At 71.8% G+C, this 21678-nt stretch carries 27 protein-coding genes; 6 read left to right on the plus strand and 21 right to left on the minus strand.

Annotated elements, in window-relative coordinates:
• Positions 1-3: 3 nt before the first annotated feature.
• Complete coding sequence (locus DFJ66_RS15895) at positions 4-1389, minus strand: glycine--tRNA ligase (RefSeq protein ID WP_121222140.1); 1386 nt, start codon at positions 1387-1389, stop codon at positions 4-6.
• Between the two features lie 424 nt (positions 1390-1813).
• On the opposite strand from DFJ66_RS15895, the gene DFJ66_RS15900 reads away from it, so the two are divergent.
• The gene (locus tag DFJ66_RS15900) at positions 1814-2662 is read left to right on the plus strand and encodes a tetratricopeptide repeat protein (protein ID WP_121222142.1); all 849 of its coding nucleotides are present in this window, start codon (positions 1814-1816) and stop codon (positions 2660-2662) included.
• Here DFJ66_RS15900 and DFJ66_RS15905 read toward each other — a convergent pair.
• The gene (locus DFJ66_RS15905) at positions 2622-2999 is read right to left on the minus strand and encodes an antibiotic biosynthesis monooxygenase family protein (RefSeq protein WP_121222145.1); all 378 of its coding nucleotides are present in this window, start codon (positions 2997-2999) and stop codon (positions 2622-2624) included. The genes DFJ66_RS15900 and DFJ66_RS15905 overlap by 41 nt on opposite strands.
• Before the next feature lie 17 nt (positions 3000-3016).
• On the opposite strand from DFJ66_RS15905, the gene DFJ66_RS15910 reads away from it, so the two are divergent.
• The 3 genes from DFJ66_RS15910 (at position 3017) to DFJ66_RS15920 (ending at position 4138) form a co-directional block, all read left to right on the plus strand.
• Positions 3017-3280 carry a hypothetical protein gene (locus DFJ66_RS15910; RefSeq protein WP_121222147.1) on the plus strand — a complete coding sequence of 88 codons (264 nt, stop codon included), beginning with the start codon at positions 3017-3019 and terminating at the stop codon, positions 3278-3280.
• Between the two features lie 70 nt (positions 3281-3350).
• Positions 3351-3719, plus strand: a complete 369-nt coding sequence (locus tag DFJ66_RS15915; RefSeq protein WP_246030209.1) for an ArsR/SmtB family transcription factor — start codon at positions 3351-3353, stop codon at positions 3717-3719.
• Positions 3716-4138, plus strand: a complete 423-nt coding sequence (locus tag DFJ66_RS15920) for a Fur family transcriptional regulator (protein ID WP_121222151.1) — start codon at positions 3716-3718, stop codon at positions 4136-4138. The genes DFJ66_RS15915 and DFJ66_RS15920 overlap by 4 nt, the downstream gene beginning before the upstream one ends.
• A gap of 271 nt (positions 4139-4409) precedes the next feature.
• On the opposite strand, the gene DFJ66_RS15925 is transcribed toward DFJ66_RS15920, so the two are convergent.
• The 13 genes from DFJ66_RS15925 to DFJ66_RS15985 all read right to left on the minus strand — a co-directional run bounded on the left by DFJ66_RS15925 (position 4410) and on the right by DFJ66_RS15985 (position 14376).
• Positions 4410-5159, minus strand: a complete 750-nt coding sequence (locus DFJ66_RS15925; protein ID WP_121222153.1) for a TIGR03943 family putative permease subunit — start codon at positions 5157-5159, stop codon at positions 4410-4412.
• A complete protein-coding gene (locus DFJ66_RS15930; protein WP_211351188.1) occupies positions 5156-6166 on the minus strand; it encodes a permease in 1011 nt (336 codons plus the stop codon). The genes DFJ66_RS15925 and DFJ66_RS15930 overlap by 4 nt, the downstream gene beginning before the upstream one ends.
• A gap of 150 nt (positions 6167-6316) precedes the next feature.
• Complete coding sequence (locus tag DFJ66_RS15935; protein ID WP_121222155.1) at positions 6317-6589, minus strand: hypothetical protein; 273 nt, start codon at positions 6587-6589, stop codon at positions 6317-6319.
• Positions 6589-6996 carry a YbjN domain-containing protein gene (locus DFJ66_RS15940; protein ID WP_121231237.1) on the minus strand — a complete coding sequence of 136 codons (408 nt, stop codon included), beginning with the start codon at positions 6994-6996 and terminating at the stop codon, positions 6589-6591. The genes DFJ66_RS15935 and DFJ66_RS15940 overlap by 1 nt, the downstream gene beginning before the upstream one ends.
• Before the next feature lie 98 nt (positions 6997-7094).
• Positions 7095-7913: an isoprenyl transferase gene (locus DFJ66_RS15945; RefSeq protein WP_121222157.1), complete on the minus strand. Its 819-nt coding sequence runs from the start codon at positions 7911-7913 to the stop codon at positions 7095-7097.
• A gap of 37 nt (positions 7914-7950) precedes the next feature.
• Positions 7951-8703 carry a DNA repair protein RecO gene (gene recO / locus DFJ66_RS15950; RefSeq protein ID WP_121222159.1) on the minus strand — a complete coding sequence of 251 codons (753 nt, stop codon included), beginning with the start codon at positions 8701-8703 and terminating at the stop codon, positions 7951-7953.
• Positions 8703-9599, minus strand: a complete 897-nt coding sequence (era, locus tag DFJ66_RS15955; protein WP_121222161.1) for a GTPase Era — start codon at positions 9597-9599, stop codon at positions 8703-8705. Before era ends, recO begins: the two co-directional genes overlap by 1 nt.
• Before the next feature lie 51 nt (positions 9600-9650).
• Entirely contained in the window at positions 9651-10724 is a 1074-nt protein-coding gene (locus DFJ66_RS15960) for a hypothetical protein (protein ID WP_211351190.1), read from the minus strand.
• A gap of 42 nt (positions 10725-10766) precedes the next feature.
• Positions 10767-11090, minus strand: a complete 324-nt coding sequence (locus DFJ66_RS15965; RefSeq protein WP_121222163.1) for a (2Fe-2S) ferredoxin domain-containing protein — start codon at positions 11088-11090, stop codon at positions 10767-10769.
• Positions 11091-11423 carry a cytidine deaminase gene (locus tag DFJ66_RS15970; protein ID WP_121222165.1) on the minus strand — a complete coding sequence of 111 codons (333 nt, stop codon included), beginning with the start codon at positions 11421-11423 and terminating at the stop codon, positions 11091-11093.
• Positions 11416-12714, minus strand: coding sequence for a hemolysin family protein (locus DFJ66_RS15975; RefSeq protein ID WP_121231239.1), 1299 nt, complete (start codon positions 12712-12714; stop codon positions 11416-11418). The genes DFJ66_RS15970 and DFJ66_RS15975 overlap by 8 nt, the downstream gene beginning before the upstream one ends.
• Positions 12715-12730: 16 nt before the next feature.
• Positions 12731-13297, minus strand: a complete 567-nt coding sequence (gene ybeY, locus DFJ66_RS15980) for an rRNA maturation RNase YbeY (RefSeq protein WP_121222167.1) — start codon at positions 13295-13297, stop codon at positions 12731-12733.
• Between the two features lie 5 nt (positions 13298-13302).
• Positions 13303-14376 (minus strand): PhoH family protein, encoded by a 1074-nt coding sequence (locus DFJ66_RS15985; RefSeq protein ID WP_121222169.1) that lies wholly within the window; start codon positions 14374-14376, stop codon positions 13303-13305.
• A gap of 139 nt (positions 14377-14515) precedes the next feature.
• On the opposite strand from DFJ66_RS15985, the gene DFJ66_RS15990 reads away from it, so the two are divergent.
• Entirely contained in the window at positions 14516-15295 is a 780-nt protein-coding gene (locus tag DFJ66_RS15990; protein WP_246029774.1) for a GNAT family N-acetyltransferase, read from the plus strand.
• On the opposite strand, the gene DFJ66_RS15995 is transcribed toward DFJ66_RS15990, so the two are convergent.
• The 5 genes from DFJ66_RS15995 to hrcA all read right to left on the minus strand — a co-directional run bounded on the left by DFJ66_RS15995 (position 15292) and on the right by hrcA (position 19568).
• On the minus strand, positions 15292-15633 hold the full coding sequence (locus DFJ66_RS15995) for a histidine triad nucleotide-binding protein (RefSeq protein WP_121222171.1): 342 nt from the start codon (positions 15631-15633) through the stop codon (positions 15292-15294). The genes DFJ66_RS15990 and DFJ66_RS15995 overlap by 4 nt on opposite strands.
• Before the next feature lie 80 nt (positions 15634-15713).
• Positions 15714-16385 (minus strand): alpha/beta hydrolase family protein, encoded by a 672-nt coding sequence (locus DFJ66_RS16000; RefSeq protein WP_121222173.1) that lies wholly within the window; start codon positions 16383-16385, stop codon positions 15714-15716.
• 200 nt (positions 16386-16585) lie between these two features.
• A complete protein-coding gene (locus DFJ66_RS16005) occupies positions 16586-17320 on the minus strand; it encodes a 16S rRNA (uracil(1498)-N(3))-methyltransferase (protein WP_121222175.1) in 735 nt (244 codons plus the stop codon).
• Positions 17317-18465, minus strand: a complete 1149-nt coding sequence (gene dnaJ, locus DFJ66_RS16010) for a molecular chaperone DnaJ (protein WP_121222177.1) — start codon at positions 18463-18465, stop codon at positions 17317-17319. The genes DFJ66_RS16005 and dnaJ overlap by 4 nt, the downstream gene beginning before the upstream one ends.
• Positions 18466-18545: 80 nt before the next feature.
• A complete protein-coding gene (gene hrcA, locus DFJ66_RS16015; RefSeq protein ID WP_121231243.1) occupies positions 18546-19568 on the minus strand; it encodes a heat-inducible transcriptional repressor HrcA in 1023 nt (340 codons plus the stop codon).
• 109 nt (positions 19569-19677) lie between these two features.
• Between hrcA and DFJ66_RS16020 the strand changes: the two genes are divergently transcribed.
• Positions 19678-20415: a GNAT family N-acetyltransferase gene (locus DFJ66_RS16020; RefSeq protein WP_121222179.1), complete on the plus strand. Its 738-nt coding sequence runs from the start codon at positions 19678-19680 to the stop codon at positions 20413-20415.
• On the opposite strand, the gene hemW is transcribed toward DFJ66_RS16020, so the two are convergent.
• Positions 20408-21622 (minus strand): radical SAM family heme chaperone HemW, encoded by a 1215-nt coding sequence (gene hemW, locus DFJ66_RS16025; RefSeq protein ID WP_121222181.1) that lies wholly within the window; start codon positions 21620-21622, stop codon positions 20408-20410. The genes DFJ66_RS16020 and hemW overlap by 8 nt on opposite strands.
• Positions 21623-21678: the final 56 nt, after the last annotated feature.

Consider the following 21678-nt stretch of genomic DNA (forward strand, 5'->3'; position numbering starts at 1 on the left):
AGGTCAGCAGCCGATCAGGCGGGCGGCCAGGTAGGACTCCAACTGGTCCATGGAGACGCGTTCCTGGGACATGGTGTCCCGCTCCCGCACCGTCACCGCGTGGTCGGTCAGGGTGTCGAAGTCGACCGTCACGCAGAACGGCGTGCCGATCTCGTCCTGGCGGCGGTAGCGGCGGCCGATGGCGCCGGCGTCGTCGAACTCCACGTTCCAGTGCTTGCGCAGGGCCTGGGCCAGGTCCTTCGCCTTCGGGGACAGCTCGGCGTTGCGGGACAGCGGCAGCACTGCGGCCTTCACCGGGGCCAGGCGGCGGTCCAGGCGCAGGACGACCCGCTTGTCCACGCCGCCCTTGGCGTTGGGGGCCTCGTCCTCGGTGTAGGCCTCGAGCAGGAACGCCATCATCGGCCGGCCCACGCCCGCCGCGGGCTCGATGACGAACGGGCGGTAGCGGGAGTTGGTGGCCTGGTCGAAGTAGGACAGGTCCACGCCCGAGTGGTTCGAGTGGGTGGACAGGTCGTAGTCGGTGCGGTTGGCGATGCCTTCCAGCTCGCCCCACTCCTGGCCGCCGAACTGGAAGCGGTACTCGATGTCGACGGTGCGCTTGGAGTAGTGCGACAGCTTCTCCGCCGGGTGTTCGTAGTGCCGCAGGTTCTCCTTGGAGATGCCCAGGTCGGTGTACCAGCGGGTGCGCTCGTCGATCCAGTACTGGTGCCATTCCTCGTCGGTGCCCGGCTCGACGAAGAACTCCATCTCCATCTGCTCGAACTCGCGGGTCCGGAAGATGAAGTTGCCCGGCGTGATCTCGTTGCGGAAGCTCTTGCCGATCTGGCCGATGCCGAACGGCGGCTTGCGCCGGGACGTGGTCTGCACGTTGAGGAAGTTGGTGAAGATGCCCTGCGCGGTCTCCGGGCGCAGGTAGTGCAGGCCCTCTTCCGTCTCCACCGGGCCGAGGTGGGTCTTGAGCAGGCCGTTGAACATCTTCGGCTCGGTGTACTGGCCGCGGTTGCCGCAGTTGGGGCACGGGACGTCGGAGACGTCGCCCTCGGCGACCTGCTTGCCGGTGCGCTCGGCGTACTCCTCGACCAGGGTGTCCTGGCGGAACCGCTTGTGGCAGGAGTTGCACTCGATCAGCGGATCCACGAACGCCTCGACGTGCCCGGAGGCCACCCACACCTCGCGCGGCAGGATCACCGACGAGTCCAGGCCGACGACGTCCTCGCGACCCCGGACGACGGTGTTCCACCACTGCCGCTTGATGTTGTCCTTCAGCTCCACGCCCAGCGGCCCGTAGTCCCATGCCGACCTGGTGCCGCCGTAGATCTCGCCGCACGGGTACACGAACCCGCGGCGCTTGCACAGGCTGACGACGGTCTCGATGCGATCGGCTGCCACGGACACTCCATAGAAGGGGCGGGACACACGGGCTTCGCAGCCTAGTCCCCGCACGACACGCCCCATCGGGCGACCGGGCCCGCCTCCACGCCCCGGGGCACCGAACCCGCCTCACCACGCACCACGGGGGCGCGGCAAGGCGGGGGCCGGCGCGGCAAGGCGGGGCGGGGCCGGGGGCGGCGATTTGAAGCGGGGGCGAGGCGGGGCGGGGGCCAGGGCGCGGCGAGGCGAGGCCGCGGCAAGGCAGGGCAGGGCGCGGCGGGGCGAGGCGCGGCGCGGCAGAGCGGGGTGAGGCGGGGCGGGCGGCGCGCCCGCCGGGCGATCGGGCGGCGCGCCCGCCGGGGCATCGGGCGGCGCGCCCGCCGGGCGATCGGGCGGCGTGCCCGTCGGGCGATCGGGCGCCACCTGTGCCTACGCTGCGGACATGGCGGACGAGTTGCGCGTGTTGTGGGACTTCTCCGACCTGCCGGGCACCGAGGCGCGCTTCCGCGCCCGGCTGGCGGAACCGGTGGGGGACGCGGAGCGGGCCGAGGTGTTGACCCAGCTCGCCCGCGTCGAGGGGCTGCGCGGGGACACCGCGGCCGGGCAGCAACTGCTGGCCGAGGCGGAGGCGCTGGCCGCGCCGGACTCGGCGGGCCGGGTTCGGGTGTTCCTGGAACGCGGTCGGCTGCTGCGCTCGGCGGGCGCGCCGGAGGAGGCGTTGCCGCTGTTCGTGGCGGCGTTCGTGCTGGCCGGGCACCTGGGCGAGGAGTTCCTGGCCGCCGACGCCGCGCACATGGCGGCGCTGGTGGACAACGTCGAGGAGTGGACCGCGCGGGGCGTGGAGATCGCGTCGGCGTCGGAGGACCCGCAGGTCCGGTACTGGGTGGGTCCGCTGCTGAACAACCTGGGCTGGGCGCACTACGAGTCGGGCCGGTTCGACGAGGCGCTGGAGGCGTTCCGGATCGCGCTGGCCGCGCGCGAGGAGACCTCGAACGAGGTGCACGAGGTCGAGATCGCCCGGTACGCGGTGGCCAAGACGCTGCGCGCGCTGGGCCGGCCCGCCGAGGCGGCCGAGCTGATGGGGCACGCCGTCGCGGTCAGCCCGCCCGACGGCTGGTTCCACGAGGAGCTGGCCGAGGACTACGCGGCACTGGGCTGGCACGCCGAGGCCGCCGAGCAGGCGACCAAGGCGTTGGAGCTGCTGGACGCCCACCAGCCGCCCGACCGGGTCGAGCGGCTGCACCAGCTCGCTAGCGCGGCACCGCCGGCCCCGCCGCCTCTCCCAGCCTGACCGTGCCCGCGTCCGAGGCCAGCAGACTGGTCCTGACCTGCACGGATCCTCCATCGGCCACCAGCAGCGGCTCGAACGCGGCGGCCTCGGCCACGGCCTCGGACAGCAGCGGCACGACGTGCTCGCGCACCTCGAACGGCGACAACGCCCGCCGGTAGGCCACCACCGAGTCGAACTCGACGGTCAGCACGAACAGGTCCGGCTCGTCCAGCGACCGGGCCACCTGCCCGCCCCGGCACCCGGGCTGCGCGGTCAGCAGCTCCAAGGCCTTGGTGGCGCGCTCGGCGAACGCCGGCACGTCGGTTTCGGGGACGGTGAACCTGCACACGAGCAGCACGGTGCAAGGATGCCACGGTGGCGGATTTCAAGCGGACCCTGATCCCCGGCCGCGGCCCGTTGGCGAAGGTGCCCGCCCCGGCGGTGTTCCTGCTGGTCCTGGCCCTGTTCGGGGTGGGGGTGTGGGTGCGCGGCCCGGTCGGCGCGACCCTGCTCGGAGTGCTGGTGGTGGGCGTGGCGACCCTGCTCGCCGTGACCTGGCGGTACCTGGAGCCCAGCGCCCGCGTGCTGCGGCTCCTGGTGCTCGCGGTCCTCGTGCTCGTCACCGTGTCGGTGCTCTGACCGTAGTATTGGTGGTGAAAATCCATACCACGTGGGAGGCGCCGTGACGGTCGAAGTGCGGAGCGAGCACGTGCACTCCCCCACGCGCGGCGCGGCCGACCCGGTCCCGAACAAGCCCGCGCACACCCTGTCCGCCGCCGGTGACCTGCTGCGCGCCCTGGCTGCCCCCGTCCGCATCGCGATCGTGCTCCAACTGCGCGAGGCGGACCGGTGCGTGCACGAGCTGGTGGAGGCCCTGGGCGTGGCCCAACCCCTGATCAGCCAGCACCTGCGGGTGCTGAAGGCGGCCGGCGTGGTGCACGGCGAGCGGCACGGCCGCGAAGTCGTCTACCGGCTGGTCGACGAGCACTTGGCGCACATCGTGGTGGACGCCGTGACCCACGTCGACGAAGGCCCTCGTGGTATCAACTCAGGAGGACTCGGGACGGAGGAACTGTGACGACGAGCGAGCGCCCCAACACGAACGTGCCGGGGTTGCGGTCCACCAAGCAGCGGACCGCCGTGTCCAAGCTGCTCGACTCGCTGGAGGAGTTCCGCTCGGCCCAGGAACTGCACGAGGAGCTGCGCAAGCGCGGCGAGGGCATCGGCCTGACCACCGTGTACCGGACCCTCCAGTCCCTGGCGGACGCCGGCGAGGTGGACGTCCTGCGCACCGACTCGGGCGAAGCCATCTACCGCCGCTGCTCCGCCCACCACCACCATCACCTGGTGTGCCGCTCGTGCGGTCGCACGGTCGAGGTCGAGGGCCCCGCCGTGGAGAAGTGGGCCGACCGGGTGGCCGCGGAGAACGGCTTCTCCGAGGTCAGCCACACCGTCGAAATCTTCGGCACCTGCGCCGACTGCTGCACCAAGCCCTAGGGCTTTCCCGCGCGCAGCGCGCGGTGTCGTGGTCCCAACCACAGGTGGAGGGCCTCGGTTCCCCCGCCGTATGGCCTGCCCGAAGGGCTACCACATTTTGGGTCGGGTGCGGCCAAATTTTTTGCGAGGAACGAGCCAAAAATTTCGCGGCACCCGACCCAAAATGTGGTTGGCTCCGCCAGGCCATACGGCGGGGGAACCGACGCCCTTCACCCCCCGCTGGCGGCCTGCCGCGCGGCGAGCGCCGCTTTTGATCTTGAAAGCGAGGGCGTCAGCCCTCGTAGGTGTCCTCCGGCGGGGTGATCGGGTTCAGGGACTCGACCGTGAACGTCGGCACATACGCGTTGTCCTTGGTCGCCGACCCGGGGACGACCTTCCCGGTCGCCTCCACCCACTGGTCGTTCGGCAACCCGGTGAAGTCCTGCCCCACCATCAGCGTCTTGACCGGCGAGGCGTCCGCCGCGCAGCACGAGATCGTGAGCCGAGCCAGGTAGGTGTTCGACTCCTTGCGCACCACGAACCCGGTCAGGCGAACCGTCCGGTTGTTCAGCGACCCGGAGTCGTCCCACGCCGTCCGCGTGACGAACTCGCTGATGGTGAGCGGCACGACCTCGTCCGACGGCAGGGCCGCGAAGCCGCTGCCGGCCTTGGCCTGCTGGGCGGCGTTGCGGTCCGACCGGTTGACGGTGTCCGCGCCCAGGGCCGGCGGGCTGATCAGGAAGACCGCCAGCACCGGCAGCAGCAGCATCCACGGGCTGCGGGACTTCCCGTGCTCATGCCCCTCGTGCCCGACATGCCCCTCATGGCCGCCATCCTCGACGTGCCCCTCCGCAGCCTCACGCCCCGCCTTCAGGTCACGCGCGATCGACACGACCGCCAAAACGATCATGATCCCGCCCGTGACCACCAGCCACGGTTGCAGGGACTCCTTCACGTACCGCAGATAAGTGCCGCTCAAAGCGAGCTTCAACAGAGCCCCGCCCAGCAGCACCAACAGGATGTTCTGCGTTTCCCGCCTCATAGGAACACCGCTCCCGCCGCCAACGCACTCGCGATCGCCACCACGAACGTCACCGGCGCGAAGCGCGCCGCGAAAGACCGGCCGAACGTGCCCGCCTGCAAGGCGATGAGCTTCACGTCCACGGCCGGGCCGACCACCAGGAACACCAACCTCGGCAACAGCGGCAGCGCGGACATGGACACCGCCACGAACGCGTCCGCCTCGCTGCACAGCGCCAGCACCACGGCCAGCAGCGCCATCACCAGGATGCCCAGCACGACCTGCGCACCCAGCGTCTCCATCCACGCCGCCGGCACCAGCACGTTGAACGCCGCCGCGAACACGCCGCCGAGCACCAGGAACCCGCCGGCCTCGACCAGGTCGTGCCGCGCGGTCTCGGCGAACACCACCCAGCGGGACGTGCCGTCGTGGTCGGGCAGCCGGCGCAGGGCGCGTTCGGCGATCCACTCGGCCTTGCCGAAGCGGACCCACAGCCAGCCCATCACCACGGCCGTCAGCAGCGAACCCAGGAACCGCGCGGGCACCATCAGGGGCGCGTCCCGGAACGCCACCGCCGTCGACACCAACACGATCGGGTTGACCGCCGGAGCCGCCAACAGGAACGACAAGGCGACCGCAGGCGCCACGCCCTGCTGCATCAACCGACGCGCGACGGGCACCGAAGCGCACTCACACCCTGGCAGCGCGACCCCGGCGACACCCGCGATGGGCACGGCCAGCGCGGTTCTCCGGGGCAGCAACCGCCGCAAAGCAGAAGCCGGCACGAAGGCCGCGATCGCGCCGCTGATGAGCACACCGAGCACGAGGAACGGCAAGGCCTGCACGCACACCGCGACGAACACCGTGGACGCTGTCCGCAGGACAGGGGCGTCCAGCGCGGACACCAGCCAGTCCTGGAACACCAGGGCCACGACGAGCACCACGCACAGCACCTCGAGAGAGGTGACGCGCAGCTTGGGCGGTGTGCGGCGCGGGCGCGATCCCCGGATCTCGCCAGTGATGGTCACTTCCGAGATGATGCCAGGACCGCCCCGCGCCGCCTATCCCGACCTAAGTCGTGTTCTCGCCACCGACCAAGCCACTGACCAAGCCACCGACCGGGCCACCGACCAAGCCATCGACCAGGCCACCGGCCAAGCCATCGACCGGGCCACCGGCTAAGACGGGTTCTCGACTTCCTCGCGCAACTCCGCGATCGTCGACAGCACGTCCAGCGCACTGCTGACCGGCAACAACGGCTCCACCACGGCCGACACGCCACGCCCCTCGGCCAGGACCTCCTCGGCCAGCGCCACGGCCTCGTCCCGCTCGTACGGGCCGCACACGAAGGACGCCCACTCCTCCCCCGCGGACGCCTCGAACGTGATCGCCCAGGGCAAGCCCTCGACCTCGGAGTCGTCGTCCGGCTCGTACACCACCACGCCGCCCATCAGGCACCGCCCTCCGCGTTCGCCAGCAGCTCCGCGCGCAGCTGGGACGCCGTCGACACGACCAGCATGAGCAGGGTGCTCAGCGGTTCGGGTTTGAGACCTTCCGCGGGGAACGCGTACCGCAGGGTCACGTCCATCCCGCGCTCGGTGTGCACCACACCGAGCGTGCCGAACAGGCCCTGACCCGCCCGTTCGGCGGCCGACACAGCCAGGTCGCGGTTCTCCGGCAGGTCCCACGCCACCACGCAGGTCAGGCTCAGCACGGTCAGGCCCTCGGCCAGCCGCATCGCCTGCACCGCGCACGGCACGTCACCGTGCCGGAAGCTCAGCGCGCCGTCGTCGTCCACGTGCACCTCGTGGAACAGCTCCAGCGCCTCACGGGCGCCGGTGAGCAGCTCCGCGGTCACGGCGGCGTCGGCGGCCTCGACCGCATCGGCGGCCTCGACCGCATCGGCGGCCTCGACTGCGTCGCCAGCCTCGACTGCGTCGGCAGGGTCTTCGTCGGTCACGAACTCTCCTCTTCGGGCTTGTCCACCGCGCCACCGAAGCGGCGGTCGCGCCGGGCGAACGCCTCGCACGCGTTCCACATGTCCCGGCGGTCGAAGTCGGGCCACAGGATGTCCTGGAACACCAGCTCCGCGTACGCCGACTGCCACAGCAGGAAGTTCGACGTGCGCTGCTCGCCCGACGGGCGGATGAACAGGTCCACGTCCGGCATCTCCGGCTGGTACAGGAACCGGTTGATGGTCCGCTCGTCGACCTTCTCCGGGTTGAGCTTGCCCGCCGCCGCCAGCCGCGCGATCTCGCGCGCCGCGTCACCGATCTCGGCCCGGCCGCCGTAGTTGATGCACATCGCGAGGTTGAGCACGTCGTTGTCCTTCGTGCGCTCCTCGGCGACCTCCAGCTCCTTGATGACGCTGCGCCACAGCCTCGGCCGCCGCCCCGCCCAGCGCACCCGCACGCCCAGCTCGTCCAACTCGTCGGTGCGGTGGTGGATGACGTCGCGGCTGAAGCCCATGAGGAAGCGGACCTCCTCGGGGCTGCGCCGCCAGTTCTCCGTGGAGAACGCGTACAGCGACAGCCACTTCACGCCCATCTCGATGGCGCCCTTGGCGGCCTCGACGACGACGGCCTCGCCGCGCTTGTGCCCCTCGATGCGGGACAGCCCGCGCTGGTTGGCCCACCGCCCGTTGCCGTCCATCACGATCGCGATGTGCTGCGGCACGAACTCGGCCGGGATCGCGGGCGGCGTGGCGCCGGAGGGGTGCGGTTCGGGGGGCTTGGGAACGCGCTGGACGCGTTCGACCCGCCGTCGGCGGAGCATGGGGGTCCTCTCGGGTCTGGGTGGGGACTGCGGCAGGCTATCCGTCGGCCAGCGGGGCCTTGCGCTCGACCAACGGCAGCGAGCGCAGCTGCCGTTCGAGGTGCCACTGGAGGTGCGCGGCGACCAGGCCGCTGGCCTCGCGGCGCGGGCCGCCCGGGATGCCGTCCACCACGTCCCAGTCGCCGTGCAGCAGCGCGCCGAGCAGGCGCAGGGTGTCCTGGTTGGGCTGGGCGCTGCCGGGCGGGCGGCAGTTGTGGCACACCAGACCGCCCGCGTGCACGTTGAACGCGCGGTGCGGTCCGGGGTCGCCGCAGCGGGCGCACTCGTTGACCGCGGGTGCCCAGCCGGCGAACGCCATCGCCCGCATGAGGAACGCGTCGAGGATCAGCGACGGGTCCCGTTCCTTGGCCGCGAGTGCCCGCAAAGCCCCCGTGACCAGCAGGTACAGCCGCAGGACGGGTTCACCCTCCTCGGCGGTGAGCCGGTCGGCGGTCTCCAGCACCGCGCACGCCGCCGTGTACCGCTGGTAGTCGTCCACCAGGTCGACGTGGAAGGCGTCGAGGGTCTGCACCTGGGTCACCACGTCCAGCGACCGGCCCGGGTAGAACTGGACGTCCACGTGCCCGAACGGCTCCAGCCGAGCGCCGAACCGCGACGACGTCCGCCGCACGCCCTTGGCGACCGCGCGGACCTTGCCGTGCTTCTGGGTGAGCAGGGTGATGATCCGGTCCGCCTCGCCGAGCTTCTGCACCCGGAGGACCACGCCCGTGTCCCGGTACAGGTTGGCCATCAGAACCCGAGTCTACGGAGCTGCTTCGGGTCGCGCTGCCAGTCCTTGGCGATCTTGATGTGCAGGTCCAGGTAGACGCGGGTGCCCAGCAGCTTCTCGATGTGCCGGCGGGAGGTGATGCCGACCTGCTTCAGCCGCTCGCCCCGGTGGCCCAGGATGATCGCCTTCTGGCTGGGGCGCTCCACGAAGACGTTGGCGTGGATGTCCACCAGGTCGTCGCGACCCTCGCGGGGCAGCATCTCCTCGACCACGACCGCGATGGAGTGCGGCAGCTCGTCCCGCACGCCTTCGAGGGCGGCTTCGCGGATCAGCTCGGCGACCAGCGTCTGCTCGGGCTCGTCGGTCAGCTCGCCGTCCGGGTACAGCGGCGGGCCCTCGGGGAGCTTGCCGACCAGCAGGTCGGAGAGCGTGTCGACCTGGTAGCCGTCCTGGGCGGAGACCGGGATGAGGTCGGCGAACTCCATCACGTTCTGCAGGGCGAGCAGCTGTTCGGCGACCTGTTGCTGGCTGACCAGGTCGGTCTTGGTGACGATCCCGATGACCGGGGTGCGCTTGGCGATCTTCTGCAGCTCGGCGGCGATGAACTTGTCGCCGGGCCCCACCTTCTGGTCGGCCGGCACGCAGAACCCGACGACGTCCACCTCCGACCAGGTCTCGCGGACCAGGTCGTTGAGGCGCTGGCCGAGCAGCGTCCGGGGGCGGTGCAGACCGGGGGTGTCGACCAGGACGAGCTGGCCGTCCTCGCGGTGCACGATGCCCCGGATGGTGTGCCGGGTCGTCTGCGGCTTGCTGGAGGTGATCGCGACCTTGGTCCCCACCAGCGCGTTGGTCAGCGTCGACTTGCCTGCGTTGGGCCGGCCGACGAAGCACGCGAACCCGGAGCGGTAACCATCCATCCCCCCATTGTCCCTGTGCCCGGGAAACCCGCCGGACCACCCCTGGACCACTCACGGGAACGCCCGCAACGGGACCGTCTTGAAGTCGAGGAACCAGCCCCACCAATCGGGGTCGTCCTCGCTCGCGTCCGCCTGGGCCACCGCGCACCACTCGTCGCGGTCCAGCGTGGACAGGTAGCCGGCGACGATCCGGTCCCGGTCTGCCTCGGCGAGGCCCGCACCGTCCTCGAACACGGCGTTGGCCACCTCGGCGGCGTACTGGTAGCGCCGCACCGCGGGCTCCTGGTTCGACAGGTGCCGGGCGTGCGCTTCCAGGACGAGCCGCGCGGGCGGGTAGTCCGCGAGCGTCAGCCCCATGCCGCGGGAGGCCGCCATGATCCGCAGCAGCCGGCCGGTGTGGTCCACCAACTCGTCGTCCGCCTCGGGCGCGGTGATGGCCTCGTGCAGGTGGGCGGCCGTGGCCACCTCGCCCGCGAAGTAGCCGTTCAGGGGGTCCCCGTCGCATGCCTTCCGCAGCAGCCAGTCACGAGCGGACCCACTACCCCAGGCGCACAACGCCTCCACCACGTACACCCGACCCCACCCGGCCACCCGGTCCCCCAGCCACACCAGCGCCTCGGAACCGCCGCGGCGCCGCTTCAGGGCGTCCGCGGCGAGCGAGCCGAAGGTGTTCGACAGCAGTCCGATGGTGCGGATCAGCGGGATGTCGTCGGGGTCCCAGTCGGCGGCCAGCAGTGCCAGGCCGACCACCACGGCGTCCCGGCCGGTGCCGTACCGCACCAGCCACCGGCCGGTCGCCTGGACCCGGTCGTGGTCAGCGCGCAGCGCGGCAGCCGTGATGTGGTCATTGAGGTGGATGGGGGCGTCGAAGCCGTCGAGCACGACGGCCAGCGCGGCGGGATCGGCGTCCGGGGCGGCGAAGTGCCGGTCCAGGGCCTCGGCCACGTCCGCACCGTCTCGCCGCCGGTCGCGGTTGTCCGATCGACGTGGGCGAGCCTTGTAGCGGGCTTCGTCGGGGTAGGGCTTGCCCTCACCGGGCAGTGGACCGTCGGGGTGCCGGGTGTGCAGGCGCACGGCGTGGTCGTAGAGGGAGATCCGGGGCTGGTCCCCGGTCGGCTCGCTCACCGGCGTGCGCAGGACTCGATTCTCTCGATCATGGTGTCCAGGCTACTGCTTGGGCGGCGTGATGCGGTTCAGTTCCAGCACCTCGGGCATCGGACCGCCGTTGCGGAGCCACTTCTCCAGGTCGTCCATGATCGCGTCGTGCAGGACGAAGCCCAGCCACACCGGCTTCGCGCCCGCCGGCTTGACCACGATCACGTTCGAGCTCTCGCACGCGTCCAGGCAGTCCGCGACCCGCAGGCGGACCGTGCCGCCGGACTGGGCCGCGACCTCCTGGAGCCGGGCGAGCTGCGCTTCGTGGTCGTAGTCAGGGTGCTTCTTGGTAGTGCCGCAGCAGCAGCCGCGGCACACCGTGACGTAGTTGCGCATCTACAGGGTCTCGACCAGAGCACCGGACGCGTCGGCGCGCAGGACCGGGGCCGACGCGGTCAGGTCGCGGACCGCGGACACCGACGCCTCGTCCACCGACGACGCCCCAGTCACCACGGCCGCCGCCTCCAAGCCCTCGGCACCGCTCGACACCGCCGCCGCGACAGCCGCCTGCAACGCCGTGAGCTGCAAAGACGGCAGAGCGACGGTGGTGGCGGCGTAGGTGCGGCCGTCGGTGTCGCGGACGGCGGCACCTTCCGCGGCGCCCGTGCGGGCGCGGGCCGACCTCGCCAGGGTGATGATCTTCTGGTCCTCGGGGTCTAGCTCACTCACCGGGGGTCCCCTCGTCGTCGTCTGCGTCGGGCACCGGGCGGACCAGCACCGTCGTGATGCGCATCCGCCCGCGTTCGTCCTTGCCGCCCTCGGCCCGCATCCGCAGGCCCGCGATCTCCGCCTCCGTGCCGGGCAGCGGCACCCGGCCCAGGCGTTGCGCCAGCAGGCCGCCCACGGTCTCCACCTCGTGGTCGTCCAGCTCGGTGCCGAACAGCGCGTCCAGGTCGTCCACCGGCAGCCGCGCGCTCACCCGCACCGACCCGTCCACCAGGTGCTCCACCGGCGGCCGGTCGTCGGTGTCGGACTCGTCGGTGATCTCGCCGACGATCTCCTCCAGGATGTCCTCGATCGTCAGCAGGCCCGCCGTGCCGCCGTACTCGTCCACCACGATCGCCAGGTGGTTGCGGGACAGCTGCATCTCGCGCAGCAGGTCCGCGATCGGCTTCGAGTCCGGGATGAACGACGCCGGCTTCATCACGTCCGACACCACGGTCCCGTTCGGCTCCGACGCCAGCGTCCGCCGCACCAGGTCCTTCAGGTTCACCACGCCGACGATGTCGTCCACGCTCTCACCGATCACCGGCACCCGCGTGTACCCGGTGCGCAACGACAACGCCAACGCCTGCCGCACCGACTTCGTCTGCTCGATCCACACGATCTCCGTGCGCGGCACCATCACCTCGCGCGCGATGGTGTCGCCCAGCTCGAACACCGAGTGGATCATCTCGCGCTCGCCCTCGTCCACGACGCCGCGCTCCTGCGCCATGTCGACCAGCTCGCGCAGCTCGACCTCGGAGGAGAACGGGCCCTCGCGGAAGCCCTTGCCCGGCGTGATCGCGTTGCCGACCAGGATCAGCAGCCGCGACAACGGTCCCAGCACGCGCCCCAGCACCCGGATCGGCGCGGCGGCCAGCAAGCTCACCGCGTAGGGGTGCTGCCGGCCGATCGTGCGCGGACCGACGCCGACCAGCACGTACGACACGACCAGCATGCTCAGGCCCGCGACCAGCACGGCCACCCAGCCGGTGCCGATCAACCGCAGGCACACGACGGTGACCAGCACGGTCGCCGACAGCTCGCAGCCCAGCCGCAGCAACAACAGCAGGTTGACGTGCCGCGGCCGGTCGGCCAGCACCACGATCAACTGCTTCGCGCCCGCCCGGCCCTGCCGCTGCAACGCCTCGACCCGCGCCCGCGACACGGTGCCCAGCGCGGCGTCCGCGCCCGCGAACATGCCCGCCGCCAGCACCAGTGCCACCGCCAGGACGAGGAGGCTGGTGGAGTCCCCGATCACCACGGCCCCCGGGTCAGGCGTCCGGGTCGGGCCTGCCGGAGGTCTCGTCGGAGTCCTCCAGGCCCACCGCCCCGAGCAGCTTGGAGTCCGCCTCGCGCTGGGCCGACGCGCGCTGCGCCTCGGCGGTCGCCGTGCGGAAGTCGCCCAGGATGCGGTTCTGCAGGGTGAACATCTCGCGCTCCTCCGCGGGCTCGGCGTGGTCGTAGCCGAGCAGGTGCAGCACGCCGTGCACGGTCAGCAGGTGCAGCTCGTCCAGCAGGCTGTGACCCGCCTTCTTGGCCTGGTCCTTGGCGAACTCGGGGCACAGCACGATGTCCCCGAGCAGCGCCGGACCCAGGCCCGTCGCGTCGGGACGGCGGGCCGAGTCCAGCTCGTCCATCGGGAAGGCCATGACGTCGGTCGGGCCGGGCAGGTCCATCCAGCGCTGGTGCAGGTCGGCCATCACGTCCAGCTCCACCAGCAGGACGGACAGCTCCGCCAGCGGGCTGACGCCCATCCGGTCCAGCGCGAATCGGGCGGCGGCGACGATGGACGCCTCGTCCACCGGCACGCCCGACTCGTTCGCGATCTCGATGCTCACGGCGCCTATCGTCCCCGCCGGTGCCCCCGGGACCGCGCACCGGGTCCGGCGTGGCTCTGCCGGTCCTGGCCGAGGTCGCGTTCGTCCTGCTCGACCTGCCACTTCTCGTAGGCGTCCACGATGTCGGCGACCAGCCGGTGGCGGACCACGTCGTTGCTGGTCAGGACGGAGAAGTGGACGTCGTCCACGCCTTCGAGGATGTCCTTGACGACCTTGAGCCCGGACCGCTGCCCGCCGGGCAGGTCGACCTGGGTGATGTCGCCGGTCACCACGATCTTGGACCCGAAGCCCAGGCGGGTGAGGAACATCTTCATCTGCTCGGGCGTGGTGTTCTGCGCCTCATCAAGGATGATGAAGGCATCATTCAGGGTCCTACCACGCATGTAGGCCAGGGGTGCGACCTCGATCGTGCCGGCCTGGGTCAGGCGCGGGATGGACTCCGGGTCGACCATGTCGTGCAGCGCGTCGTACAGGGGGCGCAGGTAGGGGTCGATCTTCTCGTACAGGGTGCCCGGCAGGTAGCCCAACCGCTCGCCCGCCTCGACCGCCGGCCGGGTCAGGATGATGCGGTTGACCTGCTTGGCCTGCAACGCCTGCACGGCCTTCGCCATGGCCAGGTACGTCTTGCCCGTGCCCGCCGGGCCGATGCCGAACACCACCGTGTTCTTGTCGATCGCGTCGACGTAGTGCTTCTGGTTCAGCGTCTTGGGACGGATCGTCCGGCCCCGGCGGGAGATGATGTCCAGGCTCAGCACCTCGGCGGGCGACTCGCCGGTGCCCGCGGACAGCATGGCCACCGTGCGGCGGACCGTGTCCGGGCCGACCTCCTGGCCGCGGTTGGCCAGGGTCACCAGCTCGGAGAACACGCGCTCGGCGAACGCCACGTCGGCGGGCTTGCCGGAGAGGGTGATCTCGTTGCCGCGCACGTGGACGTCGGCGTCGAGCAGTTCCTCGGCGAGCCGGAGGTTCTCGTCGCGCGACCCGAGCAGGGCGAGCACCGCGCCGTCGGGCACGGCGAACTTGGACTGGGCGTCGGCCGCAGGGCCTGCCTGCGGCGTGGTGTCTGCGGTGTCGGCCACGTGGCCTCGGGCCTGCTTCCTGCGCGTGCGCGCCGAACTCGTGTTGAACTTGACCTACCGCACTCGATGCTAGCCGCCGGCACCGACAGTCCGCACCGGAGTAAGAAACCGGGTGGACGGGTCGGGTGTACTCGTCGGTGTGACCGTTGTGCGCGCCCTGACCTTGGACGACGTGCCCGCCTGCCTCGCCCTCGCCGCCGACCGGGACTGGCCGCCGGAGGAAGCCAAGTGGGGCTTCCTGCTGCGGGTCGGCGCCGGTTTCGGCCTGTTCGACGGTCCGCGCCTGGTCGGGACGACGATCATCACCCGGTTCGGTGACGAGCACGCGGCGGTGAGCATGGTGCTGGTGGCGTCCTCGCACGGCGGGCGCGGGCTGGGGCGGCGGCTGGTGGAGCACGCCCTGGACGCCGCCGGGACGCCCGTGGCGTCGCTGTACGCGACCGGGTTCGGCAAGCCGCTCTACGAGAAGCTCGGCTTCCGGTCGGTGGGGATGGTCGCTGGGCATTTCGGCACCCTGGACGTGCCCAGAGCCGGCGTGAGCGAGCCGGTGACCGACCGGGAGCGGCTGGTGAAGCAGGACGCGGAGGTGTTCGGCGCGGACCGGTCGGCGATGTGGGCGGAGTACTTCGACTTCGCGCGCGAGGTCCGGGTGTCGGCGGACGGGTTCGTCGGCTCCTGGCGCAACACCGACCGGTTGATGCTCGGACCCGTCGTCGCGGGGTCCTTGACCGAGGCGAAAGCCCTGATCAGCGACGTGGCGGACGGTCCGTCGCGGGTGGACGTGCGGGACCCGGAGCTGGCGGCGTGGCTGTCCGCGCACGGGATGCCGCCGAGGTTCGAGGTGGACCTGATGGTGCGCGGCGAGTTCACCGGCGCCCGTGACCGCCTGTGGGCGCCGGTGATGCAGGCCCTCGGTTAGGCCAAGGCGCCGAGCTTGCGCCCGCCGAGCAGGTGCAGGTGGGCGTGGAAGACGGTCTGGCCGGCGTCCTCGCCGGTGTTGAACAGCAGGCGGTAGCCGGTGCCCAGGCCCTCGGCCTCCGCGACCTCCCCGGCCGCGCGGAAGAGGTCGTCCAGCACGCCGGGGGCGGCCTTGACCAGGGACACCGCGTCGGGCGAGTGCAGCTTGGGCACCAGCACCACGTGGGTCGGGGCCTGGGGCGAGATGTCGCGGAACGCCGTGGTCGTCTCGGTCTCGTGGACGATGGTCGCCGGGATCTCGCCCTTGACGATCCGGCAGAACAGGCAGTCGGAGGACATGCCGGGCAGGCTAGCGGGCCGGCCGCAGCGCGGCGTCGCGGCAGGCTAGCGGGCCGGCCACGGCACGGCGTCGCGGCAGGCTAGCGGGCCAGCCGCAGCGCGGCGTCGCGGCAGACCGCCCACGCCGGGTGCTCGACGTCGACCAGCTCCATGTGCCCGACCCCGGGCAGCTCCACGAACTCCGCCCCGCTGGACGCCGCGAACGCCGAGCTCTGCGCCACGGGCACGTCCTCGTCCTCGGTGCCGTGGACCAGCACCATCGGCTTGGCGATGGGCAGCAAGGCCGCCGGAGAGGCGTCGGCGTACCGCGCGGGCACCTCGTCGGGCGTCCCGCCGAGCAGTTCGGCGGCCCGCCGGGTGATCTGGGGGTGCTGGAGGAAGTCCAGGACGCCGGCCTGCGCCACGGCCCCGACCACGCGCGGGTGCCGGGCCGCCGCCCACACGGCCAGGTGGCCGCCCGCCGAATGGCCCAGGGTCACCACGTCGGCGTCGAGCGCGTCGATGGCCGCCAGGACGTCGTCACCGGTCTCCGGCCACCCGCCGCCGCCGGTCACCCGCCGGTACTCGACGTTGAACGCCCGCACCCCGTGCGCCGCCAGATCGGCCGCCAGGGGACGCCCGAGTTCGAGTCCGTAGCGCTGGTGCCAGAAACCGCCGTGGATGACGACGACAACGGGGAACGAATCACCGCCGGCCGGTGACGACAATTCACCGAACTGGCTCGGATGGGTGCCGTAGAGGACACGCCGCAAGGAAACACCCTCCACAAAAAGAGGGCCGCGTCGCGATGGGACCTGGGGGTCGCCCCACCGCGACGCGGCGACGCCGGACCGAGGGGGGAGGTGTCCGGCGAGTCTGCTCTGAAGGGCCGAATCCGACTAGACCAATGCAACCCCTCAGGCCATGAGAGTAACCCCTATATCCCGCGTTCGCCAGAAGAACTCGACACCCATTACCGCCAGCGATCGGTCAGCACACCCAGCGCACCCAAAGCCACCGCCGCGGCCGTCGAAGCTCGCAGAACGGTAGGGCCCAGTCGCACAACGTGCGCGCCTGCCTGCGTCAATGCCTTCAGCTCTTCTTCAGCGATGCCGCCCTCGGGTCCCACCACGAGCAGCACGTCACCCTCGCGGGGGAGCTCGACGGACGCCACGGAGTCCGACGCCGACTCGTGCAAAACCAATGCGACAGCAGCGGACTGCGCCAGACGGACCAAGCCGGGGGTCGAGACGGGGTCGGCGACCTCCGGCACCCGGGCCCGCCGAGCTTGCTTCGCGGCCTCCCGCGCGGTCGCCCGCCAGCGCTCCAACGCCTTCGCGCCGCGCGGCCCGTCGTCCCACTTGGTGACGCACCGGGACGCCTTCCACGGCACCACGCCGTCCACGCCCGCCTCGGTGGCCAGCTCCACGGCCAGCTCGCCGCGGTCGCCCTTCACCAGCGCCTGCGCCACCACGACCCGCAGGGCGGGCGCGGGCACGACCCAGCGCTCCACCACCCGCAGCCGCAGCGAGTCCTTCAACGCCTCGACGACCTCGCAGCGCACCTGCGCGCCGGACCCGTCGGAGAGCACCAGCTCCTCCCCCGCGCGCAGCCGGCGCACGGTGGCGGCGTGCCTGCCCTCCGGACCGTCCAGGACGGCCTCGGACCCGGAGGGCAGCGCGGCGACCAGGAAGACCGGCAGCGTCACCGGTGCCCGCGCCCGGAGCGCAGCCGCGAGAACAGCCCGCCGCCGCCCTTGCCGTTGTGGGCCAGCGACGGCTCCTCCTCGCCGCGCACCGACGCCAGCTCGCGCAGCAGCTCGGTCTGGCGGGCGTCGAGCTTGGTGGGCACCACGACCTCCAGGTGCACGTGCAGGTCGCCCCGTCCGTCCACCCGGCCGCTGGAGCGCAGCCGCGGCATGCCCCGGCCGGTCAGCACCAGTTCCGTGTTGGGCTGGGTGCCCGGCTCGATCTCCAGCTCCTCCTCGCCGTCCAGGGTTTGGAGCGGCAGGACCGCGCCGAGCGCGGCCGTGGTCATCGGGATGCGCACCGAGCAGTGCAGGTTCACGCCGTCGCGCTCGAAGACCTCGTGCGGGATCTCCTCGACCTCGACGTAGAGGTCACCGGCCGGGCCGCCGCCCGAGCCGACCTCGCCCTGGCCCGCGAGCCGCACCCGCATGCCCTCGGCGACGCCGGGCGGGATCTGCACCGAGATGGTGCGCCGCGACCGGACCCGGCCCTCGCCCGCGCACTGCCGGCACGGGTCGGGGATGACCTCGCCGAACCCGCGGCACACCGGGCACGGCCGCGCCGTGACCACCTGGCCCAGGAACGAGCGCTGCACCGACTGCACCTCGCCGCGCCCGCCGCACGTGTCGCAGCGCACCGGGGACGTGCCCTCGGCGCAGCCGCTGCCCGTGCAGACGTCGCACAGGATGGCCGTGTCGACGGTCAACTCCCGCGACGCGCCCGCCGCGCACTCCTCCAGCGTCATGGCCAGCCGGATCAGCGCGTCCGAACCGGGCTGCACCCGACTGCGCGGACCGCGCTGGCCACCGCCGGCCGCGCCGAAGAACGCGTCCATGATGTCGCCGAGACCGAACCCCGCGCCCGCGAACGGGTCGCGCATCCCACCGCCGCCCGGCTCCAACGGGTCGCCGCCCAGGTCGACGACCTGCCGCTTCTTCGGGTCGGACAGCACCTCGTAGGCGGCCGTCACCTCCTTGAAGCGCGCTTCCTCGTTGGGGTTGACGTCCGGGTGCAGCTGGCGCGCGAGCTTGCGGTAGGCGCGCTTGATCTCCTCGGGTGTCGCGTTCTTGGAGACCCCGAGCGTGCCGTAGTAGTCCCTCGCCACCGTGTGTCCTCCTGCGGGCGCGCGCGGACCGCGCGCTCGCTCGCTTGCGAAACGTCTTGTGCGCCTTCGGTGTTCCCGGCTCAGCTGGAGGTGAGGATCTCCCCGACGTACCCGGCGACCGCGAGCACGGCCGCCATCGTCCCCGGGTAGTCCATCCGCGTCGGACCCACCACTCCCATGCCCCCGAGCAGCTTGTCCCGGCTGCCGTAGCCGATGGACACGACCGAGGTGCTGCGCATCTCGGCCGCCTCGTTCTCCTCGCCGATGTGCACCAGGACCGTGCCGGGGTCGCGGGCCGCGGCGAGCAGCTTGAGCACCACGACCTGCTCCTCCAGCGCCTCCAGCACCTGGCGCAGCGAACCGGGGAAGTCTGCCACGTTGCGGGTGAGGTTCGCGGTGCCACCCAGCACCAGTCGCTCTTCCGGGTGCTCGACCAGGGACTCGATCAGCACGGTGCTCACCCGCGTGACGGCGTCGCGCAGCTCGGCGGGCGCGTGGTCGGGCAGCTCGGCGACCTCGGCGGACGCGTCCGCGAGCCGCTTGCCGACCATCGCCTGGTTGAGCAGGGTGCGCATCCGGGCGACGTTCTCCTCGGTGATCACGTCGCCGAGGTCCACGCTGCGCTGGTCCACCCGGCCGGTGTCGGTGATGAGGACCAGCATCAGCCGGGCGGGTGTGATGGCGAGCACTTCCAGGTGGCGCACGGTGGACCGGCTCAGCGTCGGGTACTGGATCACCGCGACCTGCCGGGTCAGCTGGGCGAGCAGGCGCACGCTGCGGCGCAGCACGTCGTCCAGGTCGTAGGCGCCGTCGAGGAAGCTCCGGATGGCGCGCCGCTCGGCCGACGACAGCGGCTTGACGTCGCTGAGCCGGTCCACGAACAGCCGGTACCCCTTGTCCGTGGGCACGCGGCCGGCGCTGGTGTGGGGCTGGGTGATGAACCCCTCCTCCTCCAGCGCGGCCATGTCGTTGCGCACGGTCGCGCTCGAAACGCCCAGGTTGTGCCGCTCGACCAGCGCTTTCGACCCGACGGGCTCCTGGTTGGAGACGTAGTCGGCGACGATGGCGCGCAGCACCTCGAACCGGCGCTCGTCCGCGTTCACGCGCGTCACCTCCACATCGACGACCTGCTTCACCTCAAGTTTACGGAGGTAGGAGCGCTCATAGGGAAACTCCGTGGTGTGGGTTCGGCCGCCGCGGATAGCGTGAGGTGTGCTCCACCACATCCAGACCGCCCTGCGGGAGTCCGTTCGGGCCGATTCGACCCGGGTCGGGCCGTTCCTGGTGCGCTTCGACGCCGATTCGGACGACGTGTACTCCAACTACGCCGTGCCCGAGGCGGACGCCGAGCCGACCGACGAGGACGTGGCCGAGCTGGTCTCGTTGTTCCGGGCAAAGAACCGCGTGCCGCGTCTGGAGTACATCAGGCCGGTGCCTGTGTTGGATGCCGCGCTCGACCGCGCCGGGTTCACCGTCGAGCGCGAGTACCCGGTGATGGCGGTCGAACCCGACGACCTGCGCGTGCCGGACGTGCCGGGCGTCGAGCTGGTCGAACCCGTCACCGACGACGAGCTGGTGGCGGCCACGGACGTGCAGAACGCGGCGTTCGGCGTGGGGTCGCTGATCAGGGAAGCCGCGATCCGGCGGCAGCGGTCGATGCTGAGCAAGGGCGCTGTGCTGCTGATGGCGCTGGTGGACGGGGTGCCGGCGGGTGCCGGGCTGGCCGTCGCACCGGCCGGCGGGCTCGCGCAGGTGGCCGGGATCGGGGTGCTGGAGCGGTTCCGGGGCCGGCGCATCGGGCAGTTGATCACCGCGCGGTTGAGCGAGCGGGTGTTCGCCGCCGGGCACCGGCCGTTCCTGGAGACCGAGCCCGACCACAAGGTGGACCGGGTCTACGGGCCGCTGGGCTACCGCGTGATCGGGCACTCGGCGGGCGTCCGACTCACGTGAGTCGCCGGACCACCGCGTCGGCCAGCAGCCGTCCCCGGTCGGTCAGCACGCACCGGCCCTCCGCGAAGGCCGCCTCCTCCAGCAGCCCGTCCCGCACGGCGATCTTCGCCTCCGCCCGCCCCTCGTCGTCGAGGACGTCCACGGGCAGCCCGACCGCCAGGCGCAGTTCCAACAACACCCGCTCCACCCGCCGGTCGTCGTCGGAGAGCAGCTCCCGGCCGGCCGCCGGCGAGACGCCCGAAGCCAGCAGGGACGCGTACTTCGCCGGGTGCTTCACGTTCCACCACCGGACCCCGCCCACGTGGCTGTGCGCGCCCGGGCCGGCACCCCACCAGTCGGCGCCCTGCCAGTACAGGACGTTGTGCCGGCACTGGGACGACGGGCCGGCCGCCCAGTTGGACACCTCGTACCAGCGCAGCCCCTGCGCGGTCATGGCGGTGTCGATCAGCTCGTACTTGTCGGCCAGCACGTCGTCGTCGGGCATGGGCAGCTCGCCGCGCCGGACCCGCCGGGCCAGGGCCGTCCCCTCCTCCACGATCAGCGCGTACGCCGACACGTGGTCCACGCCCGACGAGTGCACCGCGTCCAGCGACGCGCGGAGGTCGTCCACCGACTCCCCCGGCGTCCCGTAGATGAGGTCCAGGTTCACGTGGTCGAACCCGGCCGCCCTCGCTTCCCGGGCCGCCGCGACCGGACGGCCCGGGGTGTGGACGCGGTCGAGCACCGCCAGGACGTGCCGGGCCGCCGACTGCATGCCCAGCGACACCCGCGTGTAACCAGCGTCACGGATCGCGGCGAAGAACTCCGGCGAGGTCGACTCCGGGTTGGACTCCGTAGTGACTTCCGCGTCACCCGCCAGGCCGAAAGACGATCTCACCGCGTCGAGGACGTCCGCCAGCCCGGACGCGCCGAGCAGTGACGGTGTGCCACCGCCCACGAACACGGTGTCCACCGGCGGCGGGGTGCCCAGGACGCCCGCGGCCAGGTCCAGCTCGCGCCGCAACCCCTCCAGCCAGGACTGCGGGGAGGCGGAAGTGCCCAGCTCACCGGCGGTGTAGGTGTTGAAGTCGCAGTAGCCGCAGCGGGTCGCGCAGAACGGCACGTGCACGTAGACACCGAACGGGCGGGTGCCGAGACCCGCCAGCGCGGTCACGGGCAGTGAGCCGTCCGGGGGTGCGGGGTCGCCGGTCGGCAGGGCGGAGGGCATGGACCCATCCTCCCACTTAGCAGGACGCCGACCCCCGTCCCACCATGCGGATGGCG

Source organism: Saccharothrix variisporea (genome assembly GCF_003634995.1).
In the GTDB taxonomy this organism is placed as follows: domain Bacteria; phylum Actinomycetota; class Actinomycetes; order Mycobacteriales; family Pseudonocardiaceae; genus Actinosynnema; species Actinosynnema variisporeum.

Coding starts and splice junctions, on each gene's coding strand:
- DFJ66_RS15900 (WP_121222142.1), top strand. CDS start 1,814: ATGGCGGACGAGTTGCGCGTGTTGTGGGACTTCTCCGACCTGCCGGGC.
- DFJ66_RS15925 (WP_121222153.1), bottom strand. CDS start 5,159: ATGAGGCGGGAAACGCAGAACATCCTGTTGGTGCTGCTGGGCGGGGCT.
- DFJ66_RS15935 (WP_121222155.1), bottom strand. CDS start 6,589: ATGGGCGGCGTGGTGGTGTACGAGCCGGACGACGACTCCGAGGTCGAG.
- DFJ66_RS15945 (WP_121222157.1), bottom strand. CDS start 7,913: ATGCTCCGCCGACGGCGGGTCGAACGCGTCCAGCGCGTTCCCAAGCCC.
- recO (WP_121222159.1), bottom strand. CDS start 8,703: ATGGCCAACCTGTACCGGGACACGGGCGTGGTCCTCCGGGTGCAGAAG.
- era (WP_121222161.1), bottom strand. CDS start 9,599: ATGGATGGTTACCGCTCCGGGTTCGCGTGCTTCGTCGGCCGGCCCAAC.
- DFJ66_RS15965 (WP_121222163.1), bottom strand. CDS start 11,090: ATGCGCAACTACGTCACGGTGTGCCGCGGCTGCTGCTGCGGCACTACC.
- DFJ66_RS15995 (WP_121222171.1), bottom strand. CDS start 15,633: ATGTCCTCCGACTGCCTGTTCTGCCGGATCGTCAAGGGCGAGATCCCG.
- hemW (WP_121222181.1), bottom strand. CDS start 21,622: ATGCCCTCCGCCCTGCCGACCGGCGACCCCGCACCCCCGGACGGCTCA.